25 protein-coding genes are annotated in these 26,019 nt (G+C 71.3%); 14 read left to right on the top strand and 11 right to left on the bottom strand.

What is annotated here, in order from left to right; translation table 11 throughout:
- Positions 1–23: 23 nt before the first annotated feature.
- On the bottom strand, positions 24–1,046 hold the full coding sequence (locus YIM_RS35770; RefSeq protein ID WP_153034536.1) for a TRM11 family methyltransferase: 1,023 nt from the start codon (positions 1,044–1,046) through the stop codon (positions 24–26).
- 23 nt (positions 1,047–1,069) lie between these two features.
- Here YIM_RS35770 and YIM_RS35765 point away from each other — a divergent pair, with 23 nt between their 5' ends.
- Positions 1,070–2,071: a bifunctional oligoribonuclease/PAP phosphatase NrnA gene (locus tag YIM_RS35765; RefSeq protein WP_153034535.1), complete on the top strand. Its 1,002-nt coding sequence runs from the start codon at positions 1,070–1,072 to the stop codon at positions 2,069–2,071.
- An 85-nt stretch (positions 2,072–2,156) separates the two neighbouring features.
- On the opposite strand, the gene YIM_RS35760 is transcribed toward YIM_RS35765, so the two are convergent.
- The 5 genes from YIM_RS35760 to YIM_RS35740 form a co-directional block, all read right to left on the bottom strand.
- The gene (locus YIM_RS35760; RefSeq protein ID WP_153034533.1) at positions 2,157–3,506 is read right to left on the bottom strand and encodes a S9 family peptidase; all 1,350 of its coding nucleotides are present in this window, start codon (positions 3,504–3,506) and stop codon (positions 2,157–2,159) included.
- A 90-nt stretch (positions 3,507–3,596) separates the two neighbouring features.
- The gene (locus tag YIM_RS35755; protein WP_153034531.1) at positions 3,597–4,178 is read right to left on the bottom strand and encodes a transcriptional regulator; all 582 of its coding nucleotides are present in this window, start codon (positions 4,176–4,178) and stop codon (positions 3,597–3,599) included.
- A gap of 80 nt (positions 4,179–4,258) precedes the next feature.
- Positions 4,259–4,957 (bottom strand): adenylate/guanylate cyclase domain-containing protein, encoded by a 699-nt coding sequence (locus YIM_RS35750; RefSeq protein ID WP_194239862.1) that lies wholly within the window; start codon positions 4,955–4,957, stop codon positions 4,259–4,261.
- 238 nt (positions 4,958–5,195) lie between these two features.
- Positions 5,196–6,017 carry a helix-turn-helix transcriptional regulator gene (locus tag YIM_RS35745; RefSeq protein WP_194239861.1) on the bottom strand — a complete coding sequence of 274 codons (822 nt, stop codon included), beginning with the start codon at positions 6,015–6,017 and terminating at the stop codon, positions 5,196–5,198.
- Positions 6,018–6,407: 390 nt separating this feature from the next.
- Positions 6,408–6,620 carry a DUF397 domain-containing protein gene (locus YIM_RS35740; protein WP_228004231.1) on the bottom strand — a complete coding sequence of 71 codons (213 nt, stop codon included), beginning with the start codon at positions 6,618–6,620 and terminating at the stop codon, positions 6,408–6,410.
- Positions 6,621–6,764: 144 nt separating this feature from the next.
- On the opposite strand from YIM_RS35740, the gene YIM_RS35735 reads away from it, so the two are divergent.
- The 11 genes from YIM_RS35735 (at position 6,765) to YIM_RS35685 (ending at position 18,102) form a co-directional block, all read left to right on the top strand.
- The gene (locus YIM_RS35735; protein WP_153034528.1) at positions 6,765–8,084 is read left to right on the top strand and encodes an MATE family efflux transporter; all 1,320 of its coding nucleotides are present in this window, start codon (positions 6,765–6,767) and stop codon (positions 8,082–8,084) included.
- A gap of 125 nt (positions 8,085–8,209) precedes the next feature.
- Positions 8,210–9,535, top strand: coding sequence for a nitrate/nitrite transporter (locus tag YIM_RS35730; protein ID WP_153034526.1), 1,326 nt, complete (start codon positions 8,210–8,212; stop codon positions 9,533–9,535).
- A 21-nt stretch (positions 9,536–9,556) separates the two neighbouring features.
- Positions 9,557–10,471 (top strand): tRNA pseudouridine(55) synthase TruB, encoded by a 915-nt coding sequence (truB, locus tag YIM_RS35725; RefSeq protein WP_153034525.1) that lies wholly within the window; start codon positions 9,557–9,559, stop codon positions 10,469–10,471.
- A gap of 10 nt (positions 10,472–10,481) precedes the next feature.
- Positions 10,482–11,441: a bifunctional riboflavin kinase/FAD synthetase gene (locus YIM_RS35720; protein ID WP_153034523.1), complete on the top strand. Its 960-nt coding sequence runs from the start codon at positions 10,482–10,484 to the stop codon at positions 11,439–11,441.
- An 87-nt stretch (positions 11,442–11,528) separates the two neighbouring features.
- Positions 11,529–12,008, top strand: coding sequence for a helix-turn-helix domain-containing protein (locus YIM_RS35715; protein ID WP_153034521.1), 480 nt, complete (start codon positions 11,529–11,531; stop codon positions 12,006–12,008).
- Position 12,009: 1 nt separating this feature from the next.
- Positions 12,010–12,525, top strand: coding sequence for an RNA 2',3'-cyclic phosphodiesterase (gene thpR, locus YIM_RS35710; protein WP_153034520.1), 516 nt, complete (start codon positions 12,010–12,012; stop codon positions 12,523–12,525).
- A gap of 103 nt (positions 12,526–12,628) precedes the next feature.
- Entirely contained in the window at positions 12,629–12,898 is a 270-nt protein-coding gene (rpsO, locus tag YIM_RS35705) for a 30S ribosomal protein S15 (RefSeq protein ID WP_153034518.1), read from the top strand.
- A 282-nt stretch (positions 12,899–13,180) separates the two neighbouring features.
- Entirely contained in the window at positions 13,181–15,448 is a 2,268-nt protein-coding gene (locus YIM_RS35700) for a polyribonucleotide nucleotidyltransferase (RefSeq protein ID WP_153034516.1), read from the top strand.
- An 82-nt stretch (positions 15,449–15,530) separates the two neighbouring features.
- Positions 15,531–16,904: a pitrilysin family protein gene (locus tag YIM_RS35695; RefSeq protein ID WP_153034515.1), complete on the top strand. Its 1,374-nt coding sequence runs from the start codon at positions 15,531–15,533 to the stop codon at positions 16,902–16,904.
- Entirely contained in the window at positions 16,901–17,647 is a 747-nt protein-coding gene (dapB, locus tag YIM_RS35690; RefSeq protein WP_153034513.1) for a 4-hydroxy-tetrahydrodipicolinate reductase, read from the top strand. Before YIM_RS35695 ends, dapB begins: the two co-directional genes overlap by 4 nt.
- A gap of 2 nt (positions 17,648–17,649) precedes the next feature.
- The gene (locus YIM_RS35685) at positions 17,650–18,102 is read left to right on the top strand and encodes a tetratricopeptide repeat protein (RefSeq protein ID WP_153034512.1); all 453 of its coding nucleotides are present in this window, start codon (positions 17,650–17,652) and stop codon (positions 18,100–18,102) included.
- Here YIM_RS35685 and YIM_RS35680 read toward each other — a convergent pair.
- Entirely contained in the window at positions 18,091–18,612 is a 522-nt protein-coding gene (locus tag YIM_RS35680; RefSeq protein ID WP_153034510.1) for a hypothetical protein, read from the bottom strand. The two genes, YIM_RS35685 and YIM_RS35680, sit on opposite strands and share 12 nt — an antisense overlap.
- Before the next feature lie 136 nt (positions 18,613–18,748).
- Here YIM_RS35680 and YIM_RS35675 point away from each other — a divergent pair, with 136 nt between their 5' ends.
- Entirely contained in the window at positions 18,749–19,237 is a 489-nt protein-coding gene (locus YIM_RS35675) for a GtrA family protein (protein ID WP_228004230.1), read from the top strand.
- Here YIM_RS35675 and YIM_RS35670 read toward each other — a convergent pair.
- Positions 19,200–19,763 carry a GNAT family N-acetyltransferase gene (locus tag YIM_RS35670; protein WP_153034507.1) on the bottom strand — a complete coding sequence of 188 codons (564 nt, stop codon included), beginning with the start codon at positions 19,761–19,763 and terminating at the stop codon, positions 19,200–19,202. The two genes, YIM_RS35675 and YIM_RS35670, sit on opposite strands and share 38 nt — an antisense overlap.
- A gap of 64 nt (positions 19,764–19,827) precedes the next feature.
- On the opposite strand from YIM_RS35670, the gene YIM_RS35665 reads away from it, so the two are divergent.
- Complete coding sequence (locus YIM_RS35665) at positions 19,828–21,039, top strand: winged helix-turn-helix domain-containing protein (RefSeq protein ID WP_153034505.1); 1,212 nt, start codon at positions 19,828–19,830, stop codon at positions 21,037–21,039.
- Positions 21,040–21,092: 53 nt separating this feature from the next.
- Here the strand turns inward: YIM_RS35665 and YIM_RS35660 are convergent, their stop codons facing one another.
- The 3 genes from YIM_RS35660 to YIM_RS35650 form a co-directional block, all read right to left on the bottom strand.
- Positions 21,093–22,427 (bottom strand): MFS transporter, encoded by a 1,335-nt coding sequence (locus YIM_RS35660; protein WP_153034504.1) that lies wholly within the window; start codon positions 22,425–22,427, stop codon positions 21,093–21,095.
- Entirely contained in the window at positions 22,424–22,981 is a 558-nt protein-coding gene (locus YIM_RS35655; RefSeq protein ID WP_153034502.1) for an NADPH-dependent FMN reductase, read from the bottom strand. The genes YIM_RS35660 and YIM_RS35655 overlap by 4 nt, the downstream gene beginning before the upstream one ends.
- A 139-nt stretch (positions 22,982–23,120) precedes the next feature.
- Complete coding sequence (locus YIM_RS35650) at positions 23,121–26,012, bottom strand: helix-turn-helix transcriptional regulator (RefSeq protein WP_153034500.1); 2,892 nt, start codon at positions 26,010–26,012, stop codon at positions 23,121–23,123.
- Positions 26,013–26,019: the final 7 nt, after the last annotated feature.

Genomic DNA, 26,019 nt, shown 5'->3' with positions numbered 1-26,019 from the left:
CTTCCACGAAGAGACCGCCCGCGTTACGGCTTCCGCGCGACGAGCAGGTCCCGCACGATGGACTGGTCCACCCGGTGCTCGAACTCCTCGAACGGGCCGCCTTCGCGGACCTCCAGGCCCGCGCGGGTGAGGATCGCGGCGAGTTCCTCGCGTTTGGTGACGTAGGTGTTCCACGAGATGCCGAGCGCGCCGCCCTGGCGCAGCACCCTGCTCCACACCGGAACGGCGGCCGCGAGCAGATCGCTGGGGCTGCGCGAAAGCGTGGTTTCGCGGTGGCTTCCGTGCTGCACGCCGTAGGGCGCGTCGGTGACGATCAGGTCGACGGAATTCGCGCGGAGCAGCTCGTCGGTGGTGAGCGTGTCGCAGTTGTAGACGGCCAGGCGCCGCGTGTCGCCCGCCTTGTACTGCTCGTTGGTCAGCCCGTACTCGATCTCCAGCCGCCGGCCGAGGCGGACCTTGTTGCGCCGCAACGCACCCGTCTCCGCGGTGTGCTTGATCCGCTTGTTCCGCAGCCAGGTCTTGATGAACATCTCGTAGGCGTCGAAGTCCTTGCCGTCCACGTCGAACCCGGTGCCGTGGAAGCCGTACATCATCGCCTGGTTGAGCGTGGTTCCCCGGCCGCACAACGGGTCCAGCAGATCGAGCGGCTCGGTGAAGTCGCGGCCCGCGGTGAGCAGGGTGACGTTGAGCAGGAGCTTGGTGAACAGCTCGTTCGTTTTGCCGGGGTACTTCTGGATGGTCAGCAGATCCGAGTCGAGCCGGTCGGCGCGGTGCACCACCAGTGGCCGCAGCAGCTCGCCGGTCACCTCGAACAGCGCGTAGAGCGCGGAGAGGTTCGACAACCGGGCCACGTCGGCTTCGGTGAGCGGTTCGGCGGTGGTGAAGGTGAGGTAACCGACTCCGCCGATCCGGGTCTCGGAGATCTCCGAGATCTCCGCGATCCCGGCCGCGCCGAACACGGCCAGCTCGGCGCGGAGCAGCTTCGGGGAGGAATCGGTGTACACCCGGTTGGCCGACGGATACACCAGGATCGCGTACTGGGACATCCGCGACAGCGTAGCTTGCGGGGGTGACCACCTCGCAGCTCGACGTCGATCGCGCCGCGGCCCTGCTCCGGGGCTCCGCCGACGTGCTCATCCTGTCCCATGTCCGTCCCGACGCCGACACGCTCGGCAGCGCGCTGGCCCTCGGCCGGGTGCTGCGCCGCCGCGGTGCGACCGTGCGCGTGTCCTACTCCGGTGGTTCCGCGCTGCCGGACAGCCTGCGCTCGCTCGACCCCGGCGGCCTGTTCGTGCCCGAGGACCAGCTGCCGGCGGAGACCGCCCAGCTGGTAACCGTGGACGTGGCCAGCGCGGCCCGGCTGGGCGCGCTGGCCGATCGGGTCGAGTCCACCCGCGCCGCCGGTGGTGAGGTGCTGGTGATCGACCACCACGCGTCCAACCCCGGCTTCGGCACGCTGAACCTGATCGACACCGACGCCGAGGCCACCGTCGTGCTGGTGCTCAAGGTGCTCGACGCCTTGGGGGAGGAGCTGGACGCGGTGACCGCCGGCTGCCTGTACGCCGGGCTGGTCACCGACACCGCGATGTTCCGCCTCGCCAAGCCCGGCACGCACCGGATGGCGGTCCGGCTGCTCGAAGCCGGGGTCGACCCGGCCGCGCTGACCAGGGAGGTGGTCGACGAGCGGCCGTTCGCCGCGCTGGCCATGCTCGGCTCGGTGCTCGCCGCCGCGCGGTTCGAGCCGGACGCCGCGCAGGGCCACGGCCTGGTGCACACCGCGGTCACCGCCGACCTCGCCGCGACCGTGCGGTACGAGGAGGTCGAAGGCGTGATCGACGTGGTCCGCACGGTCGGTGAGGCCGGGGTGGCGATCGTGCTGAAGGAGGTGGCCGGTCCGAGTCCGGAATGGACGGTCTCACTGCGCTCGGCCGGCCGGCTGGACGTCTCCGCGGTGGCGGTCTCCCTCGGCGGTGGCGGGCACAAGCTGGCCGCGGGCTGCACCCTGACCGGCACCGCCGACGAGGCCATGGAGCAGTTGCGCGCCGCCCTGGAGAAGGCGCCGCTGCTTTAGACTCGCGTACGGAGGTTCGTGCACATCGATCGAATACTCCGTTTTCCTGGGCCGCCGAGTGGCCGCTCGGCGGCCCAGGGCTGGGTCACGGCAGCAGCAGTCCCCAGAAGAGGCCCCACGGGATCAGCAGTACGGCGCCGCCGAGCACCAGGCCGAGCCGGATCCGGCTCGCTCCCGACCGGCGCCAGGCCGCCGCGGTGAAGCCCGCCGAGACCAGCGCGCCGACCGCCAGCAGCTGCGTCACCAGCCACAGCAGCGGCCTGCCCAGGACAACCGGGCCGACCTCCTGCCCGTTGCTCGTCACGACCGTTCCCAGGAACACCAGCAGTCCGGTCACCGCCAGCAGTCCGGTCGCCGAGGTCCAGCGCGCCGCGGCCAGTCCTTCACGGCGGGGCCGCGCGGTCAGCGGGTACGCGGCGAAGGCGACCACCAGCGCGAGCAACGCGATGCCCTGCACCCACAATGATTCCCACCAGGCCGGCGGGGACAGCGGCGCGGCAGGCTCCGCCTGCACCGGCGGTGTGTCCGAAGTGGACGGCGGAGCGCCCTCGGCCAGGCCGTGCACCCAGGAACCGACCAGTTCGGGGTAACCGGGTTCGAGCGCGTCGAGCCGGTCGAAGCCGGTGGTGGTGCGGATCAGCGAGTGGTGCGCCTCGGGGAACACGCGCATGGTGTAGCTGGGGTTCGCGACCAGCGCGTCGGCGTAGATGGCGGTCGCCTCACCCGGCGGGCTCTGGTTGTCCTTGCCGCCCCAGATGCCGAGCACCGGCATCCGCAGCTGCCGCAGGGACGGCACCGGGTCGTAGTCGGCCTCGGGAAAGAGCCCCGCCGCGGTCGCGATCTTGGTTCCCTTGACCGAGACCAGGTCCAGTACCGAGTCCGCGGTCACCCCCTGGTGCCCCAGCCAGCGGCGGTAGCTCCACGACTGGGCGCGGACCGGGCTGACCCCGTTGCCGCCGACCACGACCAGGAACGCCGGATCGCTGCGGGTCGCGGCCAGCGGGGCCACCCAGGCGCCCTCGCTCAGCCCCCACAGCCCGGTGCGCGCCGGGTCGGCCTCCGGGCGGGTGCGCAGGTAGGCCAGCGCCGCCGCCGCGTCGTCGGCCAGTGCGGAGAAGTCGCGGCTGACCGTGGAGTACGCGCTGAGGTCCTTGTCGTAGATCAGCGTGACCACGCCCTGCGCGGCGAAGGCTTCCGCCTCGCGGCGCACCTTCTCCCTGGTCACCCGGCCGGAGCCGTGGACGAGCACCATCGCCGGTCGCCGGGTGCCGTCCGGTGGCGGGCCGACGATCGAGCCGTGCAGGGTCTTCGCCCCGCTGGGAAAGGAGATTTCCTCGTTCCGCGGCGGTTCTCCGGCTTGGGCGGGGAACGAGAACAGGGACAGCAGTGTTCCGAGCACGGCGAGCAGGATCGCCGTTCGTCTGGTGCGCAGCATGGGGCCGCGGTCCTTCCAGGAGGTTCGTGCACATCGAATGAAGGTGGGTCCCGTGCCTCGGGTGGCCGCCCGAGGCACGGGGTGGCTGGGTCACTCCAGTGGCGCCTCCGGTTCCGGGATCGGGAACGCGACGAAGCGCACCGCCAGCGCCCTGGCGTCCGGAGGGCCGTCCTCGCCGGAACGCCAGTAGCGGCGGAAGAGGTCGAGGTAGTCCTCGAAGAAGCGCACGGCCTCGTCGCGGGTGAGGTGCAGGGTGCCGCGGCTGAACGGCAGCACGTCGCCCCAGTCGCCCATCGACTCGCGCTGGGCCTGGAACGCGGCGAACAGGTCGAGGTCCGCCTGGAACTTCTGGCGGCCGAACTCGTCGACCTGGGCAGCCAGGGCCGGGCTCTGCTCGCTGCGTGGCGGGAAGCGCAGGTCGTGCGGCCGGAGCCGCCACCAGCGTTCCCGCCCGCGCGCCGGTTCTTCGGCCGCTTCGATGTACCCGTGCTCGGCCAGCCGCCGCAGGTGGTAGCTGGTGGCGCCGCTGTTCTCCCCGAGGGCCCTGGCCAGCATGGTGGCGGTCGCCGGGCCGCGGCGGAGTTCGGTCAGGATCCGCAGGCGGCGCGGATGGGTGAGGGCCTTGAGCTTGGCCGGGTCGTCGACCTGCTCCGGCTCGGGCGGACTGGACATGAGTGCAAAGTTAGTTGTGCACAGGTTTCTGTGCACCTGTTCCGGCCCGATCTCGGGGAGAACTCAGGGATGCCCCTGGCTCAGGCCGACTGCATCCGCTTGGCGGCGAGTGCGACGGCCCTGGACAGTCGTTTGCGGTTGACGTCGATCACCTTGTCCTCACCACCGCCGCCGTGCCGCTGCTGCGGTGGTTCCTTGGCCTGGACCCAGCCCCGGTGCAGCTGGCCGGCCACCTCGACCTCGAGCGCCTGGGTGAACGACGCCGCGTCGATGCCGGGATAGCCCTGGCGGACCACGCCCTGGTAGATGGCATCCGAGACGGCCAGCAGCAACGGGTTCTCCGTGCTGCGGAACAGCTCCTTGAGCATCGGGGCGTCGAGCAGGCGGAAGGCGATGTCGAGTGCTTCCCCGAAGCAGCCGTAGCGGTCGATGTGCACCTCGCCCGCGTGCAGCACGGCCCGCATCCGCAGGCGGTGACCGGGTTCGCCGGCCGCGTGCTGTTCCAGCATCTCCTCCAGCGACGGCACCACGTTGGCGAGGAACACGGTGCGTGGTACCTCGTCCACCGGCCGGACCAGTACCAGCACGCTGTCGCCGCGGTCGACCCACGGTTCGTGGTGGTCCTCGCCGATGCCCGCCTGCCGCAGGCTCTGCTCCACCATCTTGTACATGGCGGCCCGCAGGCCCGCCTTCATCGTGTTGTTCTGCTTGGTCGACCCCTCGATGTCGACCGCGAAGATGACCCGGGTCACCGGCGGGCCCGGGTCCAGTGTGTTCACGGCGCCCTGCCTGGTGACAGCGCGTTTTTCCCGGTTTCCAGCATGAAGATCGGTCTCCTTCCGGACGCCCCCGACGCCCTTCCCCCTTACGACACCGGAATTACTTGCCTGGCCGGGAGTGCGGCGACAGCGGTACCGTGAGACCGCGGTTCGACTCCTCTGCCTGCTGGCCGTGGGTGGTGGTGTGTTTCCGCCGGGGCGGCCCCTGTGCCAGCAGAGGCCGCCCCCACTACTCATCTCATTCGTCCTCTCCCAGTCGTCCGAGCAGCTCGTCGAGGAACACCTGGGTGTCGTCCTCGGACAGCGCCATCTGCTGCAGGTCGTTGAAGAACTTCCAGTACCGCGCGGTCTGGTCGTTGGGCTCCTCGACCAGCATGTTGCCGTCCGGGGTCTCCAGCAGCATCGCGTAGTCGTCCTGTTCGTCGGACAGCTCCAGCACGATGAACGAGCCCACCATCGCCGCGTTCGGCCCGGCGCTGAACGGCATCACCTGAATGTGCATCTGCTTGTACGCGGACAGCTCCATCAGCTGCCGGACCTGGCCGACCATCACCTCGGTGTCGCCGACCTGCCGCAGCAGTGCCGACTCGTCGATGATGAAGGACAGTTCCGGTCCGCCGGAGCGGATCAGCTCCTCCCGGCGCCGCATGCGGACCTCGACGCCGCGTTCGATGGCGGCCTCGTCGGAGCTGCCGTAGGCGCGCATGACCGCCGCGGCGTACTCCGGGGTCTGCACCGAACCAGGCACGATGAGGCCCTGGAACTGCTTGATCCGGACGGCTGAGGACTCCAAGCCGATGAAGTTGATGAACTGCTGCTGGTAGACATCGCGGTACTGGTGCCACCAGGCCGGCTTCTTGCCCGCCTTGACCATGTCGACGAGTTGGTCGACCCGCTCGCGCTCGGTGATGTCGTAGTGCAGGAGCAGGGCTTTCAGGTCGGTCACCGAGATGCCGACGGTACCCTTCTCGATCCGGATGAGCTTCGACGGCGACCAGTCGAGGGCCTCCGCGACGTCGCGCTGGGTGTAACCCTTGCTGTCGCGTTCCTGCCGCAGCACAGCCCGCAGTCTCCTGAGCTGGCCCACGGGGGAATCCGCCCTCGTCATCTATCTGTCCTCCTGGTGGTCGTTGGCCACCTGCTATATGGCAGATGGTATCAGTCACAGTGCTTACCAGCGATGGGCCGAGCGCAGAAAGTTGGGTGTCATTTTGACGCTCAACAGGTTGCCGGGTTCCCATCTGACGGGAATCCGTCTGACTCGAACCTGTCTGACGCGAGTCCATCTGACGGATGCCAGGGTGACGACACCCGGTCTGACGACTCCCGCTCTGACGACTAACGGTCGGCCAGCTGGCGCGCGCTATTGTGGCGTGGCACACCTCGAGGAGGACGCGCGGGGGTACGGTGGAATGCTGCGGTCACCTCATCGGGTGACGGCGTGGGAACCTCAGGCGCCGGTGCGCACGGCGGCGAGTAGGGCGGCCCAACCGGCCGCGGAGAACCGCAGGCGGGCGCCGTGGCTGTCCTTGGAGTCGCGAACAAGCACGTCATCGCCATGGAAGGCGATCTCGACGCAGTTCGGGTCGTTGTCCTTGCTCTTCGAGCTCTTGAGCCAGCGAAGGCCGGACGAATCGACTTCGACCAGTCGTGGGCTGCCCACGTGTCCTCCCCTGGGGTTGCGCACAAGGCGGGTCCAGACCAAATTTCAGCTTATGGGCGGTAACTGAGCGTTTACTACCGCCGACAGAGCTAGGTGCTGGCCAGCGAACGGGGGATTGTCGGTACGGATAGTTAGGCTCAGCAAGTGCCTGACTCCATCACTGCCCGGGTACCCGCCAAACGGGTGCTCGGATTGGCCTTTCCAGCACTCGGCGTGCTGGCCGCCGAACCGCTCTACGTCCTGGTCGACACCGCCGTCGTCGGTCATCTCGGCGCGCTGCCGCTGGCCGGGCTGGCGCTCGGCGGGGTGCTGCTTTCGCAGGTGTCCACCCAGCTGACCTTCCTTTCCTACGGCACCACCTCGCGGACGGCCCGGCTGCACGGCGCCGGGCGCCGGGCGGAAGCGGTCCAGGAAGGCGTGCAGGCGACCTGGCTGGCCATCGGGGTAGGGCTCGTGCTGCTGCTGGCCGGTCAGCTGCTCGCCGCGCCGGTCGCGCGCGGGCTGGCCGGGGACGCCGAAATCGCCGGTGAGGCGGTGGCCTGGCTGCGGATCGCGTTGTTCGGCGCGCCGCTGATCCTGATCACGATGGCGGGCAACGGCTGGATGCGCGGTGTGCAGGACGCCAAGCGCCCGCTCTGGTACGTGCTCGCGGGCAACGGGATCTCCGCGGTGCTGTGCCCGGTGCTGGTCTACGGCGCCGGGTGGGGGCTCGAAGGCTCGGCCATCGCGAACGTGGTCGCGCAGGTCATCTCGGCGGCGCTGTTCATCCGCGCGCTGGTGAAGGAGCGCGTCCCGCTGAAGCCGGAGTTCGGTGTGATGCGGGCGCAGCTGGTGCTCGGGCGGGACCTGGTGCTGCGCAGCTTCGCCTTCCAGGCCTGCTTCCTGTCCGCGGCCGCGGTCGCCTCGCGGACCTCCACCGAGGCGGTCGGTGCGCACCAGGTGGTGCTGCAGCTGTGGACCTTTCTCGCGCTGGTGCTGGACTCGGTGGCGATCGCCGCGCAGTCGCTGGTGGGGGCCGCGCTGGGGGCGGGCCGCCGGAAGGAGGCGCGGGGCATCGCCGGGCAGATCACCCGGTACGGGCTGATCTTCGGCTGCGTGCTGTGCGTGGTCTTCGCCGCGGTGTCACAGGTGCTGCCGAAGGTGTTCACCACCGACGCCGGGGTGCTCGCCCAGATCCCGCACGCCTGGTGGTTCTTCGTCGCGCTCCAGCCGATCGCGGGCGTGGTGTTCGCGCTGGACGGCGTGCTGCTCGGCGCCGGTGACGCGGCCTTCCTGCGCACCGCGACCCTGCTCAGCGCGGCGGCCGGGTTCCTGCCGCTGATCTGGTTGTCGCTGGCCTTCGGCTGGGGGCTGGCCGGGATCTGGACCGGGCTGACCCTGTTCATGCTCCTGCGCCTCGCCTCGGTGGTGGTGCGCTGGCGCTCCGGCAACTGGGCGGTGGTGGGCGCGGTCCGCGCGGCGTGAAGCCCGCGTGTGGTGAATGCCACTTGGGTAACGGGTATGTTTCGGCGTTGCTTAGGCGATACAACAAATGGGACGGCACTGGCGGCGTCCTCGTCCTGCCCGTACCCCGTTCCAGGAGGATTTCCTTGGCTTCCCCCGCCACCGGCCGTGCCACCCGCCGGTCGTGGTTCATCTGGCTGACCGCCGCCGCCGTCTACCTGCTCGCCGTCTTCCACCGCACCTCGTTCGGCGTCGCCGGGCTGGAGGCCGCCGAGCGCTTCGGCGTCGGCGCGGCCGCGCTCGGCACGTTCACCGTGCTCCAGGTCGGGGTGTACGCCGCGATGCAGATCCCCACCGGCGTGCTGGTCGACCGGTACGGCCCGCGCAAGGTGCTCACCTACGCCCTGCTCTTCCTCGGCCTCGGCCAGGTGCTGCTCGCGATCGCCACCTCGTACCCGCTCGGCCTGCTCGCCCGCGCGGTGCTCGGCTTCGGTGACGCGCTCACCTTCGTCAGCGTGCTGCGGCTGATCGCCGCGCACTTCCCCGGCAGGCAGTACTCCGTGGTCACCTCGTTCACCACGGCCATCGGCTACGTGGGCAACCTGGCGGCCACCGTGCCGCTGACCTTCCTGCTGGCCGGTCCGGGCTGGACGCCGACCTTCCTGGTCGCCGGGCTGGTCACGGTGGTCTACGCGGTGGTCGCCACACTGCGGATCAAGGACAATCCGGCCGGCGTCCCGCCGGTCACCGCCGCGCCGGCCGGGCGCCGCGTGCTCGCCGGCCGCGTGCTCGAAGCCTGGCGCACCCCCGGCACCCGGCTCGGCTTCTGGGTGCACTTCGCCACCATGTTCGGCGCCAACGTGCTGTCGATGCTGTGGGGCGTGCCGTTCCTGGTCGCCCAGGGCATGAGCCCGGCCGCGGCCAGCGCCATGCTGACCGTGTTTGTCTTCACCTCGATGATCGGCGGCCCGGTGGTGGGCAACCTGATCGGGCGGCGGCCGTCGGTCCGGATGCCGCTGGTGGTCGGCTTCCTGGCCGGTGCGGTGCTGATCTGGGCGGTGCTGCTGTCCTGGCCGGGCTCGGTGCCCGCGCCGGTGCTGGCGCCCGCGTTCGCCTTCTTCGCGCTCGGCGGGCCCGCCTCGATGATCGGGTTCGCGCTGGCGCGGGACTACAACCCGCTCAGCCGGGTCGGCACCGCGACCGGGGTGGTCAACGTCGGCGGTTTTGTCGCCACCACGATCGCCGCGCTCAGCGTCGGCGTGCTGCTGGAGCTGACCGGCGGCAACTTCCGGGTCGCGCTGCTGTCGATCGTGGCGGTGCTGCTGGTGGGCAGCTGGCGCACGCTGGTCTGGTGGCGGCGGGCGCGGGCGGTGCTGTTCGCCGCGCAGGCCCGCGGTGAGCGGATCCCGGTCCAGGTGCGCCGCCGTCGCTGGGACGCGCCGCAGCGCCGGCCCGCCGCAGCCGCCGCTTAGCGGCTGAATAGGGTTTCGCGCGTGTCTCGCCAGCAACAGCCGCGCCGTCCGGCCCCGCCCCCAGGCCTCCTGATCGTCGACAAACCGGCGGGGATGACCTCGCACGACGTGGTGGCCCGCGCCCGCCGCATCATGGGTACCCGCAAGGTCGGCCACGCCGGCACGCTGGACCCGATGGCCACCGGGGTGCTGGTGCTCGGCATCGAACGCGCCACCAAGCTGCTCGGGCACCTCGCGCTCGACCGCAAGACCTATCTGGCGACCATCTCGCTCGGCAGCTCGACCACCACCGACGACGCCGAGGGCGAGCCGCTGACCACCGCGGCACCCGCCGTGGTGGACGCCGTCACCGACGACGCGATCGCGGCGGGCATCGCCGCGCTCACCGGCGAGATCCAGCAGCGGCCGAGCGCGGTGAGCGCGGTCAAGGTGGACGGCAAGCGGGCCTACGCGCGGGTGCGCGCTGGCGAAGAGGTCGAGCTCGCGGCCCGCCCGGTGACGGTGTACCGGTTCGACCTGCTGGCCACCCGGCGCTCACCCGGCGGCATCGAGCTCGACGTGGTCGTCGAATGCTCCTCCGGTACCTACGTCCGCGCGCTGGCCAGGGACCTCGGTGTCGCACTGGGCACCGGCGGCCACCTCGCGGCGCTGCGCCGGACCACGGTCGGCCCGTTCACCCTCGCCGCGGCCCGCACCCTGGACGTGCTCGAAGACCGCCCGGAACTCTCGTTCGACCTGGACAAGGCGGTCGCCACCGCGTTCCCGCGCCGGGACGTCGACGGCGCCACCGCCCGCGCGGTCCGGCACGGGCAGCGCATCCCGGCGGCCGGGGTCGGCGGCACCTACGGGGTGTTCGACCCGGACGGTCACGTGCTCGCGCTCGCCGCGGACGACGGATCCGTGGCCCGCGCGGTGGTTGTCCTGCTTCCCGCATAGGGTTGGGCCCGTGCAGCGTTGGCGTGGTTTGGCGGATCTTCCTGGCAGCTGGGGCCGGTGTGTCCTGACCATCGGGGTGTTCGACGGAGTACACCGTGGACACCAGGCCCTGATCAGGCGAACGGTGGAGGCGGCGCGCTCGCGCGAGCTGCCCGCCGTGGTGCTCACCTTCGACCCGCACCCGTCGGAGGTGATCCGGCCGGGCAGCCATCCCGCGCAGCTGACCACCCTGCGGCGCAAGGCGGAGCTGGTCGAGGAACTCGGCGTGGACGTGTTCTGCGTGCTGCCGTTCACCCCGGAGCTCTCGCGGCTGACCGCGCACGAGTTCGTGCACGAAATCCTGGTCGACCGGTTGCACGTGGCCGCGGTGATCGTCGGGGAGAACTTCACCTTCGGCAACAAGGCCGCCGGGGACGTCGCGCTGCTGCGCACGCTCGGCCGCCGGTTCGGCTTCGCCGCGCAGGGCGCGGAACTGCAGGGGCAGGCGCTGGGCCCGGCCGAGGGCAACTCGGAGATCACCTTCTCCTCCACCTACGTGCGCTCGTGCATCGACGCCGGTGACGTACAGGCCGCGGCCGAGGCGCTGGGCCGCCCGCACCGGGTCGAGGGCATCGTGGTCCGCGGCGCCGGGCGCGGCAAGGACCTCGGCTTCCCGACCGCCAACCTGTCCACCCCGCGCTTCTCGGCGATCCCGGCCGACGGCGTGTACAGCTGCTGGTTCACCCGATCGACCGATCCCGCGAAGCGGTTGCGCGCGGCGGTCTCGGTGGGCACCAACCCGACCTTCTCCGGTCGCGAGCGGACCGTCGAGGCCTACGTGCTCGACGTCGAAGAGGACTTCTACGGGCACGACGTGGCGCTGGACTTCGTGGTCAAGCTCCGCGACCAGATCCGCTACGACTCGCTCGACCCGCTGATCCGGCAGATGACCGCGGACGTGGAGCGCACCAGAGAGGTGCTGGCCGGGTAATCTCGGCTTTCCGGACCGTGGGGGCGTCCGGGCCTGCGATGATGTGCGCACCGATCGGGCGAGGCTGAACAGGGGAGTAGGGCAATCGTGGAGGATCACAAGATCGTCCAGCGCAATATCGCGCTGCAGCGCGAGTGGTACGGGGAACCGCTGGGCGATCGGGTCCGCAGGCTGGTGGTCGCCTTCGACATCTCGCAGGCCTTCCTGGCCGAGGTGCTCGGCATCAGCGCGCCGATGCTGAGCCAGGTGATGAGCGGCCGCCGCGCCAAGATCGGCAATCCGGTGGTGCTGGCCAGGATGATCATGCTGGAGCGCAAGATCCTCACCCCGGACGTGGCCGCGGGCAACCCGGCGGCGATGCGGGCCGCGCTGGAGGACGTGCGGGACGCGCGGCCGACCGTCGGCCGTGACAGCTTCCCGGTCGGTGCGGTGCCCGAGGACAACTCGGTGCTGCTCGCGCTGCGGGAGATCGCCGAGGACGCCGAACTGGCCGAGGCCGCCGACCGGCTCGACGCGGACTTCCCGGCGATCGCCGACCTGCTGCGCAAGGCGTCGAAGGCCACCTGACTTGCAGCTGTTCTCCGCTCTGCTCCCACCGCCTGAGGTGGTTCGCTCGATCGAGGCCGCACTCGGTGCCGGGAAGGGGCCGGGGTTCCGCTGGGCGCCCCCGGCCAACTGGCACATCACCCTCGGGTTCTTCGGTGAGGACGACATTCCCGCGCGCGCGGCCTGGCTGCGCGAGCGTGTCAACGGCAGGCCCGCGGTCCGCGTGCGACTGTCCGGTGCGGACACTTTTCCCAAGGTGCTGTGGCTGGGCGTGGAAAGCGACGGGCTGGCCGAGCTGGCGAACGCGGCCGGTGCCGAACTGGACGAGCGGCCCTACCGCCCGCACCTGACGCTCGCGCGGTTCCCCGCCGGGAGCGAGCCGGAGGCGCGCGCGATCGTCGACGCGCTGAGTGCCTACTCCAGTCCCGCGTGGACGGCCGGGGAGGTGGTGCTGATGAAGAGCACCGCCGGGGCGTACTCGCAGGTGGAGCGGTTTGCCCTGGACACGGGTTCAGGGTCGCGGCAGCCCGGCTGGTAGCCTTGACAGTTGGGTCCGGCTGCAGTCCGTGGCGGCCGTGACCGGCTCACCCGGCGTGAAGGTTCGTCCGGGCCGCACGGCACTGATTCAAGGAGAACACAGCGTGGCGCTGTCCACCGAAGAGAAGAAGTCGATCCTGACCGAGTACGGCGTGCACGACTCGGACACCGGATCCCCCGAGGCCCAGGTGGCCCTGCTGACCAAGCGGATCATCGGCCTCACCGAACACCTGAAGCAGCACAAGCACGACCACCACTCCCGCCGCGGCCTGCTCCTGCTGGTCGGGCGCCGCCGCCGGTTGCTCAACTACGTGGCGAAGGTGGACATCGAGCGGTACCGGTCGCTGATCCAGCGACTCGGCCTCCGCCGATAGCGCGCTGACGAGGGGGAGTGACCGCCACGGTCGCTCCCCCTCGCCGCAACGGGAGGGATATGGCGGTCACGCCGTGTCCCTGATAGACAACACAAGGCAACACCACAGGGCGCGAGCGACGCGCACGAGGGCATGTCCGCCGGTCCTCGGTAGTGGTTCCCGGGAGCACAGCGCTTTCCCGGGGACTTCGATCGAAGACCGGCCTCGTTCCTCGAGCGTCCCCCGGATGGGGTCCCAGGGTGGGAGATCGCCCGGCCCGAGACGAATGAGGAGAACAATTACATGACCGACGTGAGCGGCACCGCCGTGCACGAGACCGAAGCCGTGATCGACAACGGCCGCTTCGGCACCCGCACGGTCCGCTTCGAGACCGGCCGGCTGGCCCGCCAGGCCGCCGGTTCGGTCGTCGCCTACCTGGACGACGAGACCATGCTGCTGTCGGCGACCACGGCGTCGAAGCACCCGAAGGAGCACTTCGACTTCTTCCCGCTGACCGTGGACGTCGAGGAGCGGATGTACGCCGCGGGCCGGATCCCGGGCGCCTTCTTCCGCCGCGAGGGCCGTCCCTCCACCGACGCCATCCTGACCTGCCGCCTGATCGACCGGCCGCTGCGCCCGTCGTTCACCGACGGCCTGCGCAACGAGATCCAGATCGTCATCACCGTGCAGAGCCTCAACCCCGAGGACCCGTACGACGTGCTGGCGATCAACGCCGCCTCGGCGTCGACGCAGATCTCCGGCCTGCCGTTCTCGGGCCCGATCGGCGGCGTCCGCGTGGCGCTGGTCGAGGACCAGTGGGTCGCCTTCCCGACCTGGAAGCAGCTGGAGAAGGCCACCTTCAACATGGTGGTCGCCGGACGCATCGTCGGTGACGGCGCCGACGACGTGGCGATCATGATGGTCGAGGCCGAGGCCACCGAGAACACGCTCGAGCTGGTCGCCGCCGGTGCCAAGGCGCCGAACGAGCAGGTCGTGGCCGAGGGCCTGGAAGCCTCGAAGCCGTTCATCCGCGTGCTCTGCGAGGCCCAGCAGGAGCTGGCGAAGGTGGCCGCCAAGCCGGTCGCCGACTTCCCGGTGTTCCTGGCCTACGAGACCGACGCCTACGAGGCGGTCGCCGCGGCGGCCACCGAGGACCTCACCAAGGCGCTGGCCATCGCCGGCAAGCAGGACCGCGACAACGCCACCGACGAGGTCAAGGCCGCCGTGCTGGCCAAGGTCGGCGTCGGCGAGGGCGAGGCCTTCGAGGGCCGCGAGAAGGAGATCGGCGCCGCGTTCCGGTCGCTGACCAAGCAGCTGATCCGCCAGCGCATCCTGCGCGACAAGATCCGCATCGACGGCCGCGGCCTGACCGACATCCGGTCGCTGGGCGCCGAGGTCTCGGTGATCCCGCGGGCGCACGGCTCGGCGCTGTTCGAGCGCGGCGAGACCCAGATCCTGGGTGTCACCACGCTGAACATGCTCCGCATGGAGCAGCAGATCGACTCGCTGTCCCCGGAGACCACCAAGCGGTACCTGCACCACTACAACTTCCCGCCGTTCTCCACCGGTGAGACCGGCCGCGTCGGCTCGCCGAAGCGGCGCGAGATCGGCCACGGCGCGCTCGCCGAGCGCGCGCTGGTGCCGGTGCTGCCGAAGCGGGACGAGTTCCCGTACGCGATCCGCCAGGTCTCCGAGGCGCTGGGCTCCAACGGCTCCACCTCGATGGGCTCGGTCTGCGCCTCGACCATGGGCCTGCTCAACGCCGGTGTGCCGCTGAAGGCGCCGGTGGCGGGCATCGCCATGGGCCTGGTTTCCGACGAGGTCGACGGCGAGACCCGGTACGTCGCGCTGACCGACATCCTCGGTGCCGAGGACGCCTTCGGTGACATGGACTTCAAGGTCGCCGGCACCAAGGAGATCGTCACCGCGCTGCAGCTGGACACCAAGCTCGACGGCATCCCGTCCGAGGTGCTGGCCGGTGCGCTGAACCAGGCCAAGGACGCGCGCCTGACCATTCTCGAGGTGATCGCCGAGGCGATCGACGGGCCGGACGAGATGAGCCCGTACGCCCCGCGCGTGACCAGCGTGAAGATCCCGGTGGACAAGATCGGCGAGGTCATCGGCCCGAAGGGCAAGATGATCAACTCGATCACCGAGGAGACCGGCGCCGACATCTCCATCGAGGACGACGGCACGATCTACGTTGGCGCGGCCGACGGCCCGTCGGCGGAGGCGGCGATCGACAAGATCAACGCCATCGCCAACCCGCAGCTGCCCAAGGTCGGGGAGCGCTTCCTCGGCACCGTGGTGAAGACCGCCGCCTTCGGCGCCTTCGTCTCGCTGCTGCCGGGCAAGGACGGCCTGGTGCACATCTCCAAGCTGGGCAACGGCAAGCGCATCGGCAAGGTCGAGGACGTGGTCAACGTCGGCGACAAGCTGCGCGTGGAGATCGCGGACATCGACAACCGCGGCAAGATCAGCCTGGTGCTGGTGAACGACGAGGACAACGCCGGTGACAAGCCCGCCGAGTCCGGTGACGCCGCCAAGGCCGAGAAGGTCGACGCCAAGTAAGCGAACAGCTCGTTCCTGAGTGGGGCATTCCCGGTGGAGACGCCGGGAATGCCCCTCTCGCACTTCCGGAGAAAGAACTTCCATGCCGTCTAAGACGCCCGGGTACGCCCAGCCGGCCGGGTCGACCCGCCTGCTCGACTCCACCGCGGACGGCGCGGTGGTCAAGCGCACGGTGCTGCCCGGCGGGCTGCGGGTGATCACCGAGCACGTGCCCGCCTCGCGCTCGGCCACGGTCGGGCTGTGGGTCGGGGTCGGCTCGCGCGACGAGCCGCTGCCGGTCGCCGGTGCCGCGCACTACCTGGAGCACCTGCTGTTCAAGGGCACCGCGAACCGCGACGCCAAGCAGATCGCCGAGGAGATCGACGCGGTCGGTGGTGAGTTCAACGCCTTCACCGCCAAGGAGCACACCTGCTACTACGCGCAGGTGCTCGACGAGGACCTGCCGCTGGCGGTGGACCTGGTGACCGACGTGGTGTTCGAGGCGCTCTGCGCGGATTCCGATGTGGACACCGAGCGCAGCGTGGTGCTCGAGGAGATCGCCATGCGCGACGACGACGCCGAGGACCTGCTGCACGAGACCTTCGTCGGCGCGATTCTCGGCGACCACCCGCTCGGGCGGCCGGTGCTGGGCACCGAGGCCTCGATCGCCGGGATGTCACCGCAGGCGCTGCGCGGGTTCTACAAGCGCCGCTACACGCTGCCGCGGATGGTGCTGGCGGTGGCCGGGAACATCGATCACACGCAGGTGCTTCGCTTGGTGCGCAAGGCGTTGCGGGATCGTCTGTCCGGTTCGGACACTCCGGTGCCGCCGCGCCGGGGCCGGGCGAGGCTGGCCGCGGCGCCGAAGCTGGCGCTGCACACCGACGACACCGAGCAGGCCCACGTGATGCTCGGCCTGCGCGCGCTCACCCGGCACGACGAGCGCCGCTTCACCCTGTCCGTGCTCAACGCCGCGCTCGGCGGCGGCATGAGTTCGCGGCTGTTCCAGGAGATCCGGGAACGCCGCGGCCTGGCGTACCAGGTGTACTCGTCGGTGGCCAGCTACGCCGACACCGGGCACCTCGCCGTCTACGCCGGGTGCCAGCCGGAGAAGCTGGGCGAGGTGGCCGGGGTGATCCGGGAGGTGCTCGCCGAGGTCGCGCGCGACGGGCTCACCGAAGCCGAGGTGGCCAGGGCCAAGGGGCAGCTGCGGGGCGCGATGGTGCTCGGCCTGGAGGACTCCGCCTCACGCATGTCACGCATCGGCAAGGGCGAGCTGAACTACAGCGAGTACCTCGGTGTGACCGAAACCATCGACCGGATCGACGCGGTCACCGCGGAGGACACCGCCGCGCTGGCGAAAGCCCTGCTCAGGGCGCCGGGCCGGGCGGTGGGGGTGTCCGCGGCCGCGGTGGTCGGGCCGTACGCTCACGCCGACGACCTTCCCGACGATCTGCACGAGGTGATCGCATCATGAGCATCCGGGTGGCGGTACTTGGCGCGCGCGGGCGCATGGGCGCGCAGGCGGTGAACGCCGTCGAGGGTGCGGACGACCTCGAGCTGGTCGCCGCGATCGACGCCGGTGACCGGCTGCTCGACGTGGTGGACAACGGTGCCGACGTGCTCGTCGACTTCACCCATCCCGACGCGGTGATGGGCAACCTGGAGTTCGCCGTGGAGCACGGTGTGCACGCGGTGGTCGGCACCACCGGGATGACCCAGGAGCGGCTGACCACGCTGGCCGGCTGGCTGGGGAACAAGCCGGAGCTGGGCGTGCTGATCGCGCCGAACTTCGCGCTCGGCGCGGTACTGGCGATGCGGTTCGCCGAGCAGGCCGCCCGGTTCTACGCCTCGGCCGAGGTGATCGAGTTGCACCACAACCGCAAGGCGGACGCGCCGTCCGGCACCGCCGGGCACACCGCGCGGCTGATCTCGAAGGCCCGCGCGGACGCCGGCCTCGAGCCGGGGCCCGACGCCACGACCGCCGAGGTGGACGGTGCGCGCGGCGCGCTGGTCGGGGACGTGCGCGTGCACTCGGTGCGCCTGCCCGGCCTGATCGCGCACGAGGAGATCCTCTTCGGCGCGGACGGCGAGACGCTGACCATCCGCCACGACTCGATGGACCGGTCCTCGTTCATGCCGGGGGTGCTGCTCGGCGTGCGGTCGATCGCCAAGCGCCCCGGCCTGACCGTCGGGCTGGAGAACGTGCTGGAGCTGTAGCGGTGAAGGCTCGCAACTTCGCGCTGCTGCTCACCGCGGCGCTGGTGCTGTACTTCGTGCTGCTCGCCGGGCGCGCGATCGCGTTGCTCAAGACCGGTGAAGCGGTGCCGGTGGTGTTCGGCGTCGGGGTGCTCCTGCTGCCGCTGCTCGGCGTCTGGATCGTGGTGACCACCTGGCGGTCCGGGGTGCGGATCCAGCAGCTCGCGCGGCGGCTGGACCGCGAAGGCGGCCTGCCGGACGTCTCCGACCTGCCGCGCCGCCCGTCGGGCCGGGTGGACCGCGACGCCGCGGACGCCTGGTTCGAGCAGCGGCGGGCCGAACTGGACGCGGATCCGGAGAACTGGCGGCACTGGTACCGGCTGGCGCACGCCTACGACATCGCCGGGGACCGGCGGCGGGCGCGCGAAACCATGCGCAAGGCGGTCGAGCTGGAAGCGGCCGACTCAGAAGTGTAGCCAGCCGGTGAACATCGCCGGTGACGCGGCGAGCAGGCTGAACCGAGCGAACCGCCCGGCCAGTCCGGCGCCGAGGAACAGCGACATCGGCATCCGCACCAGTCCGGCCAGCACGGTGGTGGCCATGAACGGCGGCAGCCCGACCACCGCGCTCACGCCGTAGGTGCCGGTCATCCACGCGGGGTGGCGGTGGCAGCGTTCGCGCAGTCCCTCCAGCCAGGCGCGCACCCGCTTGGTGCGCAGTTCCCAGCGGGCGCGGCGCGGGGTCATCGGCCGCTCGCGGTGCAGCCGGTCGTGCAGGAACTTCGGCAGCTTGATCGAGCCCTTCGCGGCCAGGTAGTAGATCAGCTTGCCGGCCACCTGGCCGATCGCCACCGCCGCGCCGATGGCCAGCCAGTGCACGCCGGGCTCGGTGCTGGCCAGCCCGATGACAAAAACCTCGACGCTGATCAGGGGCACGATGGCGGAGCCGAACGCGACGCCGAGCGTCACGCAGAGCCAGCCGATCATCGCACCTCCTGAGGGATCCCCGTTCCAAGCTAGCAGTGCGAGCTGTGCGCACACTGGGGAACGCACCCCTCTTACCGCACCGGAAGATCACCTGATCGTCGTATTCCGGACACTTCGCGCTGGCAGGGTTGCCGTTGTGGCCGTCGCCGAGAAAACCGCCGCCGACCGGTTCGTCGAGCTGTGCGCGGCGGTCACCACCCGGTTGCCGTTCGGGCTCGCCAGGATCGTTCCGCCGACCTTTCTCGGCTTCTGCGTGATCAACGGCTTCACCTTCGGGGTCGACCTGCTGCTGCTCACCCTCTTGCACGGACAACTGGGCCTGGCGGTTCCGCTGTCCATCACGGTGGCCTACGTGATCGCGTTCGGGCTGAGCTTCGTGCTCAACCGCGCGTTCAACTTCCAGTCGCACGCGCCGGTCGGGAAGCAGGCCGTGCTGTACGCGATCGCGGTGGCGATCAACTACTTCGCGTTCATTCTCGGCGTGGGCAGCGGGCTGGCGGAGCTGGGCGTGCAGTACCACCTCGCGCGGCTGATCGCGGGCGCGTGCGAGGGCGTGTTCATGTACAGCGTGATGCGCTGGGTGGTGTTCAGGAAGTCAGCTGAAGGTAGGCCAGCGAGCCGGTGAGGCGGAGTTCGCGGATGGTCTTCTCGCCGGTGTCCAGCGTGCGGACGGTGCCGTCGGGGTGCCAGCCGACCCGCTTGTAGAAGGCGAGCGAGGCGGAGTCGGACTGCGCCACCCACGAAACGCCGCGCTCCGCGCCGAGTTCGCGCAGTTCACGGGCCGCGTGTCCGAGCAGGCGGCCGCCGTGCCCGCGACGTCCCCAGCGCGGTTCGACCAGCATGGTGGCGATCAGGCCGACGCTCTCGGCGTCCTCGGGCAGCTCACCCGCGGCAGACGCGACCTCGTCGGCCGGTGCCTTGCCCGCGACGCAGAAGCCCACGGTGAACTCGCCCTCGGTGGCCACCAGAACCGCTGTGCCCGGGTGCTCGACCGCGGCGGTCCAGTGCTGTTCGGTCTCCGGCGCGTCGAGTGCGGCCAGCGCCTGCTCACCGAGGAATTCCGCGTAGGCGACCCGCCAGGTCTCCCGCTGGATGCGGGCGATCTCGGGAACGTCGGTGGTGGTGGCCGCGCGGACCTGGGCCAGGCTCATGGGGGCAACCTATCGGCACGGGCGTTCCGGGATTGTCGGTGGTCCCTGGCACCATGGCGCCATCATGCAGACGGTGAGTGATTCGGTGGCGCGCCGCACGGCGCTGGCCGCACAGGGGTTCGCCGATCCGCGTCCGGGCGGCGAGCCCACGCGGCGGCATTTGCAGCGGGTGTTGTCGCGGGTGCAGCTGCTCCAGCTGGACTCGGTGAACGTGGCGGTCCGGGCGCACTACGCGCCGTTGTTCGCGCGGCTCGGGGCGTACGCGCCCGCGCTGGTCGACGACGCGGCGTGGACGCATTCGGCGCGGCGGCCGCGGTTGCTGGTGGAGACCTGGGCGCACGAGGCGAGCCTGATCCCGGTGGAGGACTGGCCGTTGCTGCACTCCGGGGCGAAGCGGATGGGCTGGTGGCGCGGGTACGCGAAGCTGCTGGAGCGCTCGCCGACGCTGGCCGAGGATGTGCTGTCGGTGGTCAAGGAACACGGGCCGATCGGGGCCGGGGCGATCGAGCGTGAGCTGGCCGGGGAGCGGGCCCGGCGGCAGGGGCCCTGGTGGGACCGGTCCGAGGTGAAGCGGATCTGCGAGTGGCTGTTCGGCATGGGGCAGTTGTCGACGGGCACGCGGCGCAGCTTCGAACGGCTCTACGACCTGACCGAGCGGGTGATCCCGCCGGAGATCCTGTCCACCAGGGTGGACAAGGACGAGGCGGCGCGGCGGCTGATCGGGAAGTCGGCCACCGCGCTGGGCATCGCCACCGAGACCGACCTGCGCGACTACTACCGCCTCGGCCCGGACGTCGCCCGCCAGGCGGTGGCGGAGTTGGTCGAGGCGGGAGAGCTGGAACCGGTGCGCGTGGCGAGCTGGAAGGCGCGGGCGTATCGGCACAGCGGCGCCCGCACCCCGCGCGCGATCACCGGGCGGGCGCTGCTGTGCCCGTTCGACCCGTTGATCTGGGAGCGCGCGCGGACCGAGCGGATCTTCGGGTTCCGGTACCGCATCGAGATCTACGTGCCGGAGCCGCAGCGGGAGTACGGGTACTACGTTTTCCCGTTCCTGCTGGACGGGGAGCTGGTGGCGCGGGTGGACCTGAAGGCCGATCGCGCGGGCGGTGTCCTGCGGGTGCAGGGCGCCTTCGCCGAACCGGGCGCGGACCACGCCCGCGTCCTGCCCGAACTGGCCGCCGAACTCGAGCACATGGCCGAGTGGCTGACCCTTTCCGGTGTCGTCGCCCAGCCTCGCGGAGACCTGGGACCGGCGCTGGCCAAGTTCCTCCGCTGACCCTGGCGCGGCCCAGCCTTCCGCGAACCCGGACAGCGGAACTCGCCTACTGGTCAGGTGGCGAGAGTCGAGCGGCGCGCCGGAGCTGTGAGGGCGACGCTCACCGCGCCCACCACGGCCAAAACCAGGATTCCGGTGTGGAAGCCGTCGAAGGTGGTGGTCCAGGTCAGGGCGCCGATCGCCGGGCCGAGCGAGAAGCCCAGGGTGCGTACCAGGGTGGCCGCCCCGCTCGACGTGCCCAGCAGCGAAGGTGGCGTGTCCTCCAGCACGGCGGCCGAGTTCGGGCCCGCGAACAAACCGTTCCCGACGCCGACCACGGCCAGCGGCCAGGCCACGTCCACCAGCCGCGCGTCCGGGCCCACGAGCAGCAGGCAGAGCAACCCGCCCAGCGCCACCACCGTGCCCGCCAGCGCGACCGGCACCTTCCCGATCCGGTCCGCCAGCGCCCCGGCGATCGGCGACGTCACCGCCATCGCCGCCGAGACGCTCAGCAGGGCCAGCCCGATCGTGCTCGGCGAAGCCCGCAGCAGGTCCGCGAACAGGTACGGCATCACGAAGTGCAGCGCCCCGACCCCGGTGGTCACCCCCGCCATCGCCCCCAGCGCCAGCGCGATCTCCCGCCGCCGCACCAGCGTCAGCAGCGGCCGCGCGCCCGCCGTCCGCGCCCAGACCGCGGTGAGCGCCACGGCCAGCGCGAGCAAACCGGTGAACCACCACGCGTCCACCCCGGCGAAGTGCAGCGCGCCGAACAACGCCACCGACGCGGAACCGAGCACGGCCGCCTCCCGCAACAACCCGGCGTCCGGCCGCGGCAACCCGCCGCCACCGGGGATCACCCGCCGCGCCAGCCACAGCGTGACCACCACGATCGGCAGGTTCACCGCGAACACCGACCGCCAGCCGAACGCCTCGGCCAGCCAGCCACCCGCCACCGGCCCGGCCACCCCGCTCACCGGGATCAGCGTCAGCACCAGCCCCATCGCGCGCGCCCGGTGCTCCGGCCGCGCCGCGCGGGCCACGATCGGCAGGCTCACCACCCCGACCAGGCTGCCGAACACGCCCTGCAACGCCCGCCCGGCCAGCAGCACGCCGAACGTCGGCGCCACCGCGATCAGCAGGCTGGTCACCCCGAAGCCCGCGGTCGCCAGCAGGAACGCGGGCAGCGCCCCGGCCCGGTCGAACCAGCGCCCGGCGGGCACGCTCAACGCCACCAGCGGCAGCGAATAGGCCAGCAGCACCCACTGGACCGCCGACGGGCTCACCCCGAACTCGGCGCCGATCGACGGCAGCGCCACCGCCACGATCGTCATGTCCAGCGCGGCGAGCACCACGCCGAGCGCGGCGACCGTGACCGCACCCCAGTTGGTGCGCGAGACCGGTTCGGTCACGCGAACGCCCCCAGCCGGATCCGGTCGCGCAGGCCGTGCAGCAGGCTGCTCATGCCGCGGCGCAGTTCGTGGTCGAGCAGCCGGTCGTCCTCGTCGAGCTGCCGCGCCACCCGGCCGACCGGCAGCGTGGCGTCGAGCACCTCGGCCCCGGCGAGCTTGAGCACCTTCCGCAGTTCGTCCTGCGCCCACGCGGCGCCGTGCACCCCGTTGCTCGCGCCGATCACCGCGGCCGGCTTGCCGGTGAGCACGCCCTCGCCGTACGGCCGCGACGCCCAGTCCAGCGCGTTCTTCAGCTGGCCGGGGATCGAGCCGTTGTACTCCGGCGTCGCGATGAGCAGGCCTTCCGCGTCCGCGATCGCCCGCCGCAGTTCGGCCACACCGCCCGGTGCGGGCCCGGCTTCGGCGTCCTCGTCGAACGGCGGGACCAGGCTCAGCCCGCCCCAGCGGTGGATTTCCATGCCGCGCGGCAGCTCGTAGCTGGCGGCGGTGAGCAGCCTGCCGTTGAACGATCCTTCCCGCAGGCTGCCCGCGATCCCGAGGATCTTGACCCCCATGGTGTCCTCCCGATTCCCGGGCCGGTGGTTCCGGCCCACTGGGATCGAGAATCGCGATAAGGCACCCCGGCCCGCATGAGGCAGCAGCCCTATTTGCCCGCCCGCGGATAAGGCACGGCCTAAGACGGAACGGACTGAGTCAGTCGAACAGGCCCAGCTGGTTGGCGGTGGCGGCGGCCTCGACGCGGTTCGCGACGCCGAGCTTGCCGAGGATGTTCGACACGTGCACGCTGGCGGTCTTCGCCGAGATGAACAGCTCGTCGGCGATCTCCCGGTTGGACTTGCCCGCCGTCACCAGCCGCAGGATCTCCAGCTCGCGCGGGGTCAGCCCGAGCCGGGCGTGCCCGTTGCCCACCGGTTCGGGCGCGCCGGGCACCACCTGGATCCGGGCTCGCCTGGCCAGGTCGGCGACGCGGTCGCGCAGCGGTTTCGCGCCCAGCTGCCCGGCCAGCCCGTAGGCCTCGCGCAGCAGTTCCGTGGCGGCTTCGCGGTCACCGTCGGTGGTGATCGCGGCCGCCGCCGAACCGAGGCAGGCGTGGGCGAGCCGCAGCGGCTGGCCGAGTTCGCGCCAGGCCGCGGTCGCGGCGTCCCAGTCCTCGCGGGCCCCGCTGGTGTAGGCGTCGAAGAGCCGGGCGAAGGCGTGCTGCACCGGTCCGGCGATCGGCAGTTCCGCGGCGATCCGGCGCAGCCGGGCCAGCAGTTCGGTGCCGCGCCAGGACGGGTCGTGGTCGGCGAGCCTGCTGCCGAGTACCAGCAGCGGCCAGAGCAGCCTGCCCGCCGCGGTCAGCTGGGGGTGTGACAGCGCGCGTTCGAGCACGGCCCGCGCCTCGCCGTACCGCCCCTGCGTGAGGCGCAGCTCGGTTTCCAGGCGTGCCACCAGGAACGGGTCCTGGTTGAACCGGACGTCCTCGCCGAACAGCTCGTGCGCGCGGGCGAGCAGGCGCTCCGGCAGTTCGGGGTCACCGCGTTGCAGCGCGATGTATCCCTTGAGGCACAACAGGTGTTCGCGGAACGCGGCCGCGGGGGAGAGGTCGAGCGCCTGCTCCAGGATGGTCATCGCCTCGTCCCAGCGGCCGCCGTCGATCATCGCGCCGGCCAGGTCGAGGCTGTGCTGTGCCCCGGCCGCGCGATACAGGCCGGACTCCTTCGCCGCGGCCAAACCGTTGCGCGCCTTGGCTTCCGCCTCGGTCAGGCGGCCGAAAGCCCGCAGCAGCGAGGATTCCGCGTGGATGGCACGCAGTCGCACCCGGTGCTCACCCAGCGTTTCGGCGATCGCCCCGGCGCGCTTCAGCCGCGGCAGCTGCTCCTCCAGATCGCCGAGGCGCGCGTCGAGCACGGCGAGCGTGATCAGCGCGGACGCTTCGGCGGATCGTTCTCCGTTGTGGCACGCCGATTCCAGCGCCGCCTCCGCCGCGTCGCGGGCCTCGTCGGCACGCGGGATCTCCATCAGCCGCGCGGCGTAGGAGTTCAGCAGGTGACCGCGGGCGGGGTGATCCTCGGGCACCAGGCGGATCGCTTCGCGGTGGTCCTCCAGCGCGCCGGGCTGCCCGAGCTGAGCCCGCAGCCGGGCTCGCTGGTCGAGCAGCGTGGCGGCGCGCACCCGCTGCGCGTCGCGGTCGATCTCGGCCAGCGCCATCGTGGCGAACCGCTCGCCGCTGACGTTGTCCCCGGCCCGGCTCGCCGCTTCGACCGCCTGCTCCAGCACCGTCGCGTAGTCGACCCCGCCGAGTTCGCAGCACGGGTCGGGGACCAGCGGCCACAGCTCGCGCACGCGGTCGAGCATGCGCACCTGCTCGGCGTAAGCGAGCAGCCGCTGCGCCTCGCCCGCCGCACGCCAGGCCGCGCAGATCGCGCCGGGGAAGTCGCCGGCCCGGTACAGGTGCTGGGCGAGTTCGGTGACCGACGGCGCGCCCGCCGAGAGCGTCGGATCCTCCCGCATCGCTTCGGCGTAGCGCGCGTGCAGTGACCGGCGCTCGCCCGGCATCAGGTTCGCGGTGGCCGCCGCGCCGATCAGCGCGTGCCGGAAGCGGTATCCCTCGCCCTCGATGACCAGCACGTTCGCGTCGACCGCGGCGCGAACGGCGGCGGAGAGCGAGCGCTCGTCCAGTTCGGCGACCTCACTGAGCAGCGCGTGGCAGACGGTGACCTCGCTCAGCCCGATCAGCCCGGCGACGTAGGCGGCGTCCGGGGGCAGCCGGTCGATCCGCGACGCCAGCAGATCCTCCAGCGACGCGGGGATCTCGGCGGTGTCCCCGCCGGAGTTCTCGCAGTCCAGCATCGCCTCGACGAACAGCGGATTTCCTTCGCTGCGCTGGAAAACCGCGGAGACCAGCTCGGGATCCGGTTCGCGGCCGAGGATGTGGCGGACCAGCTGAACCACTTCGCGCTTGCCGAGCCTGCCCAGCTCCAGCCGCTCCGCCCACGGCAGCCGCGCCAGCTCGGCCAGCAGCGGCCGCAGCGGATGCGCCCGGTTCAGCTCCTCGGACCGGTGGGTGACCAGGACCATCGAGCCGGGCACCGCGCCCTGGTTGCGCACCAGGAAGTCGAGCAGGTCGCGGCTGGAGCGGTCGGCCCAGTGCGCGTCCTCGATCACCAGCACCACCGGCCGTTCGGCGGCGAGCCTGCCGAGCAGCGCGAGCACGCCTTCGAACAACCGGGGGCGCGCGTCGTCCCCGAGCGGGCCGGGGCCGCGGACGGCGCCGGGCAGCAGGGGCGCGAGATCGGTCTTGTCCGGTAGGAGCGCGTCGAACGCCGCCGGACCGGTGGCGGCCGCCAGCCCGCGCAACGCGGCGACGAACGGCGCGAACGGCAGGCCGTCCGCGCCGAGTTCCACGCAGCCACCGGTGAGCACGGTCGCCTTCGCGCCCGCGCGATCGAGGAACTCCGCCACCAGCCGGGACTTGCCGACCCCGGCCTCCCCGCCGACGAGCAGGGTGGCCAGCCCCCCACCGGCCACCCGGTCGAAGGCCTCGGCCACACTGCCCGTCTCGCCGTCGCGCCCGACCAGCACCGGGCTCACCACTTGGCTCATTTGACCC

It is taken from the genome of Amycolatopsis sp. YIM 10, from assembly GCF_009429145.1.
In the GTDB taxonomy this organism is placed as follows: Bacteria; Actinomycetota; Actinomycetes; order Mycobacteriales; family Pseudonocardiaceae; genus Amycolatopsis.
The sequence above is the reverse complement of the archived record's forward strand: the minus strand, read 5'-3'. Positions and strand labels throughout refer to the sequence as shown.

Bases quoted from the DNA above. Each gene is read 5' to 3' on its own strand.
- YIM_RS35655 (WP_153034502.1), bottom strand. From the start codon at position 22,981: ATGGGGGTCAAGATCCTCGGGATCGCGGGCAGCCTGCGGGAAGGATCG.
- dapB (WP_153034513.1), top strand. From the start codon at position 16,901: ATGAGCATCCGGGTGGCGGTACTTGGCGCGCGCGGGCGCATGGGCGCG.
- YIM_RS35760 (WP_153034533.1), bottom strand. From the start codon at position 3,506: ATGCTGCGCACCAGACGAACGGCGATCCTGCTCGCCGTGCTCGGAACA.
- YIM_RS35670 (WP_153034507.1), bottom strand. From the start codon at position 19,763: ATGAGCCTGGCCCAGGTCCGCGCGGCCACCACCACCGACGTTCCCGAG.
- YIM_RS35755 (WP_153034531.1), bottom strand. From the start codon at position 4,178: ATGTCCAGTCCGCCCGAGCCGGAGCAGGTCGACGACCCGGCCAAGCTC.
- YIM_RS35650 (WP_153034500.1), bottom strand. From the start codon at position 26,012: ATGAGCCAAGTGGTGAGCCCGGTGCTGGTCGGGCGCGACGGCGAGACG.
- YIM_RS35770 (WP_153034536.1), bottom strand. From the start codon at position 1,046: ATGTCCCAGTACGCGATCCTGGTGTATCCGTCGGCCAACCGGGTGTAC.
- YIM_RS35700 (WP_153034516.1), top strand. From the start codon at position 13,181: ATGACCGACGTGAGCGGCACCGCCGTGCACGAGACCGAAGCCGTGATC.
- YIM_RS35695 (WP_153034515.1), top strand. From the start codon at position 15,531: ATGCCGTCTAAGACGCCCGGGTACGCCCAGCCGGCCGGGTCGACCCGC.
- YIM_RS35665 (WP_153034505.1), top strand. From the start codon at position 19,828: ATGCAGACGGTGAGTGATTCGGTGGCGCGCCGCACGGCGCTGGCCGCA.
- YIM_RS35680 (WP_153034510.1), bottom strand. From the start codon at position 18,612: ATGATCGGCTGGCTCTGCGTGACGCTCGGCGTCGCGTTCGGCTCCGCC.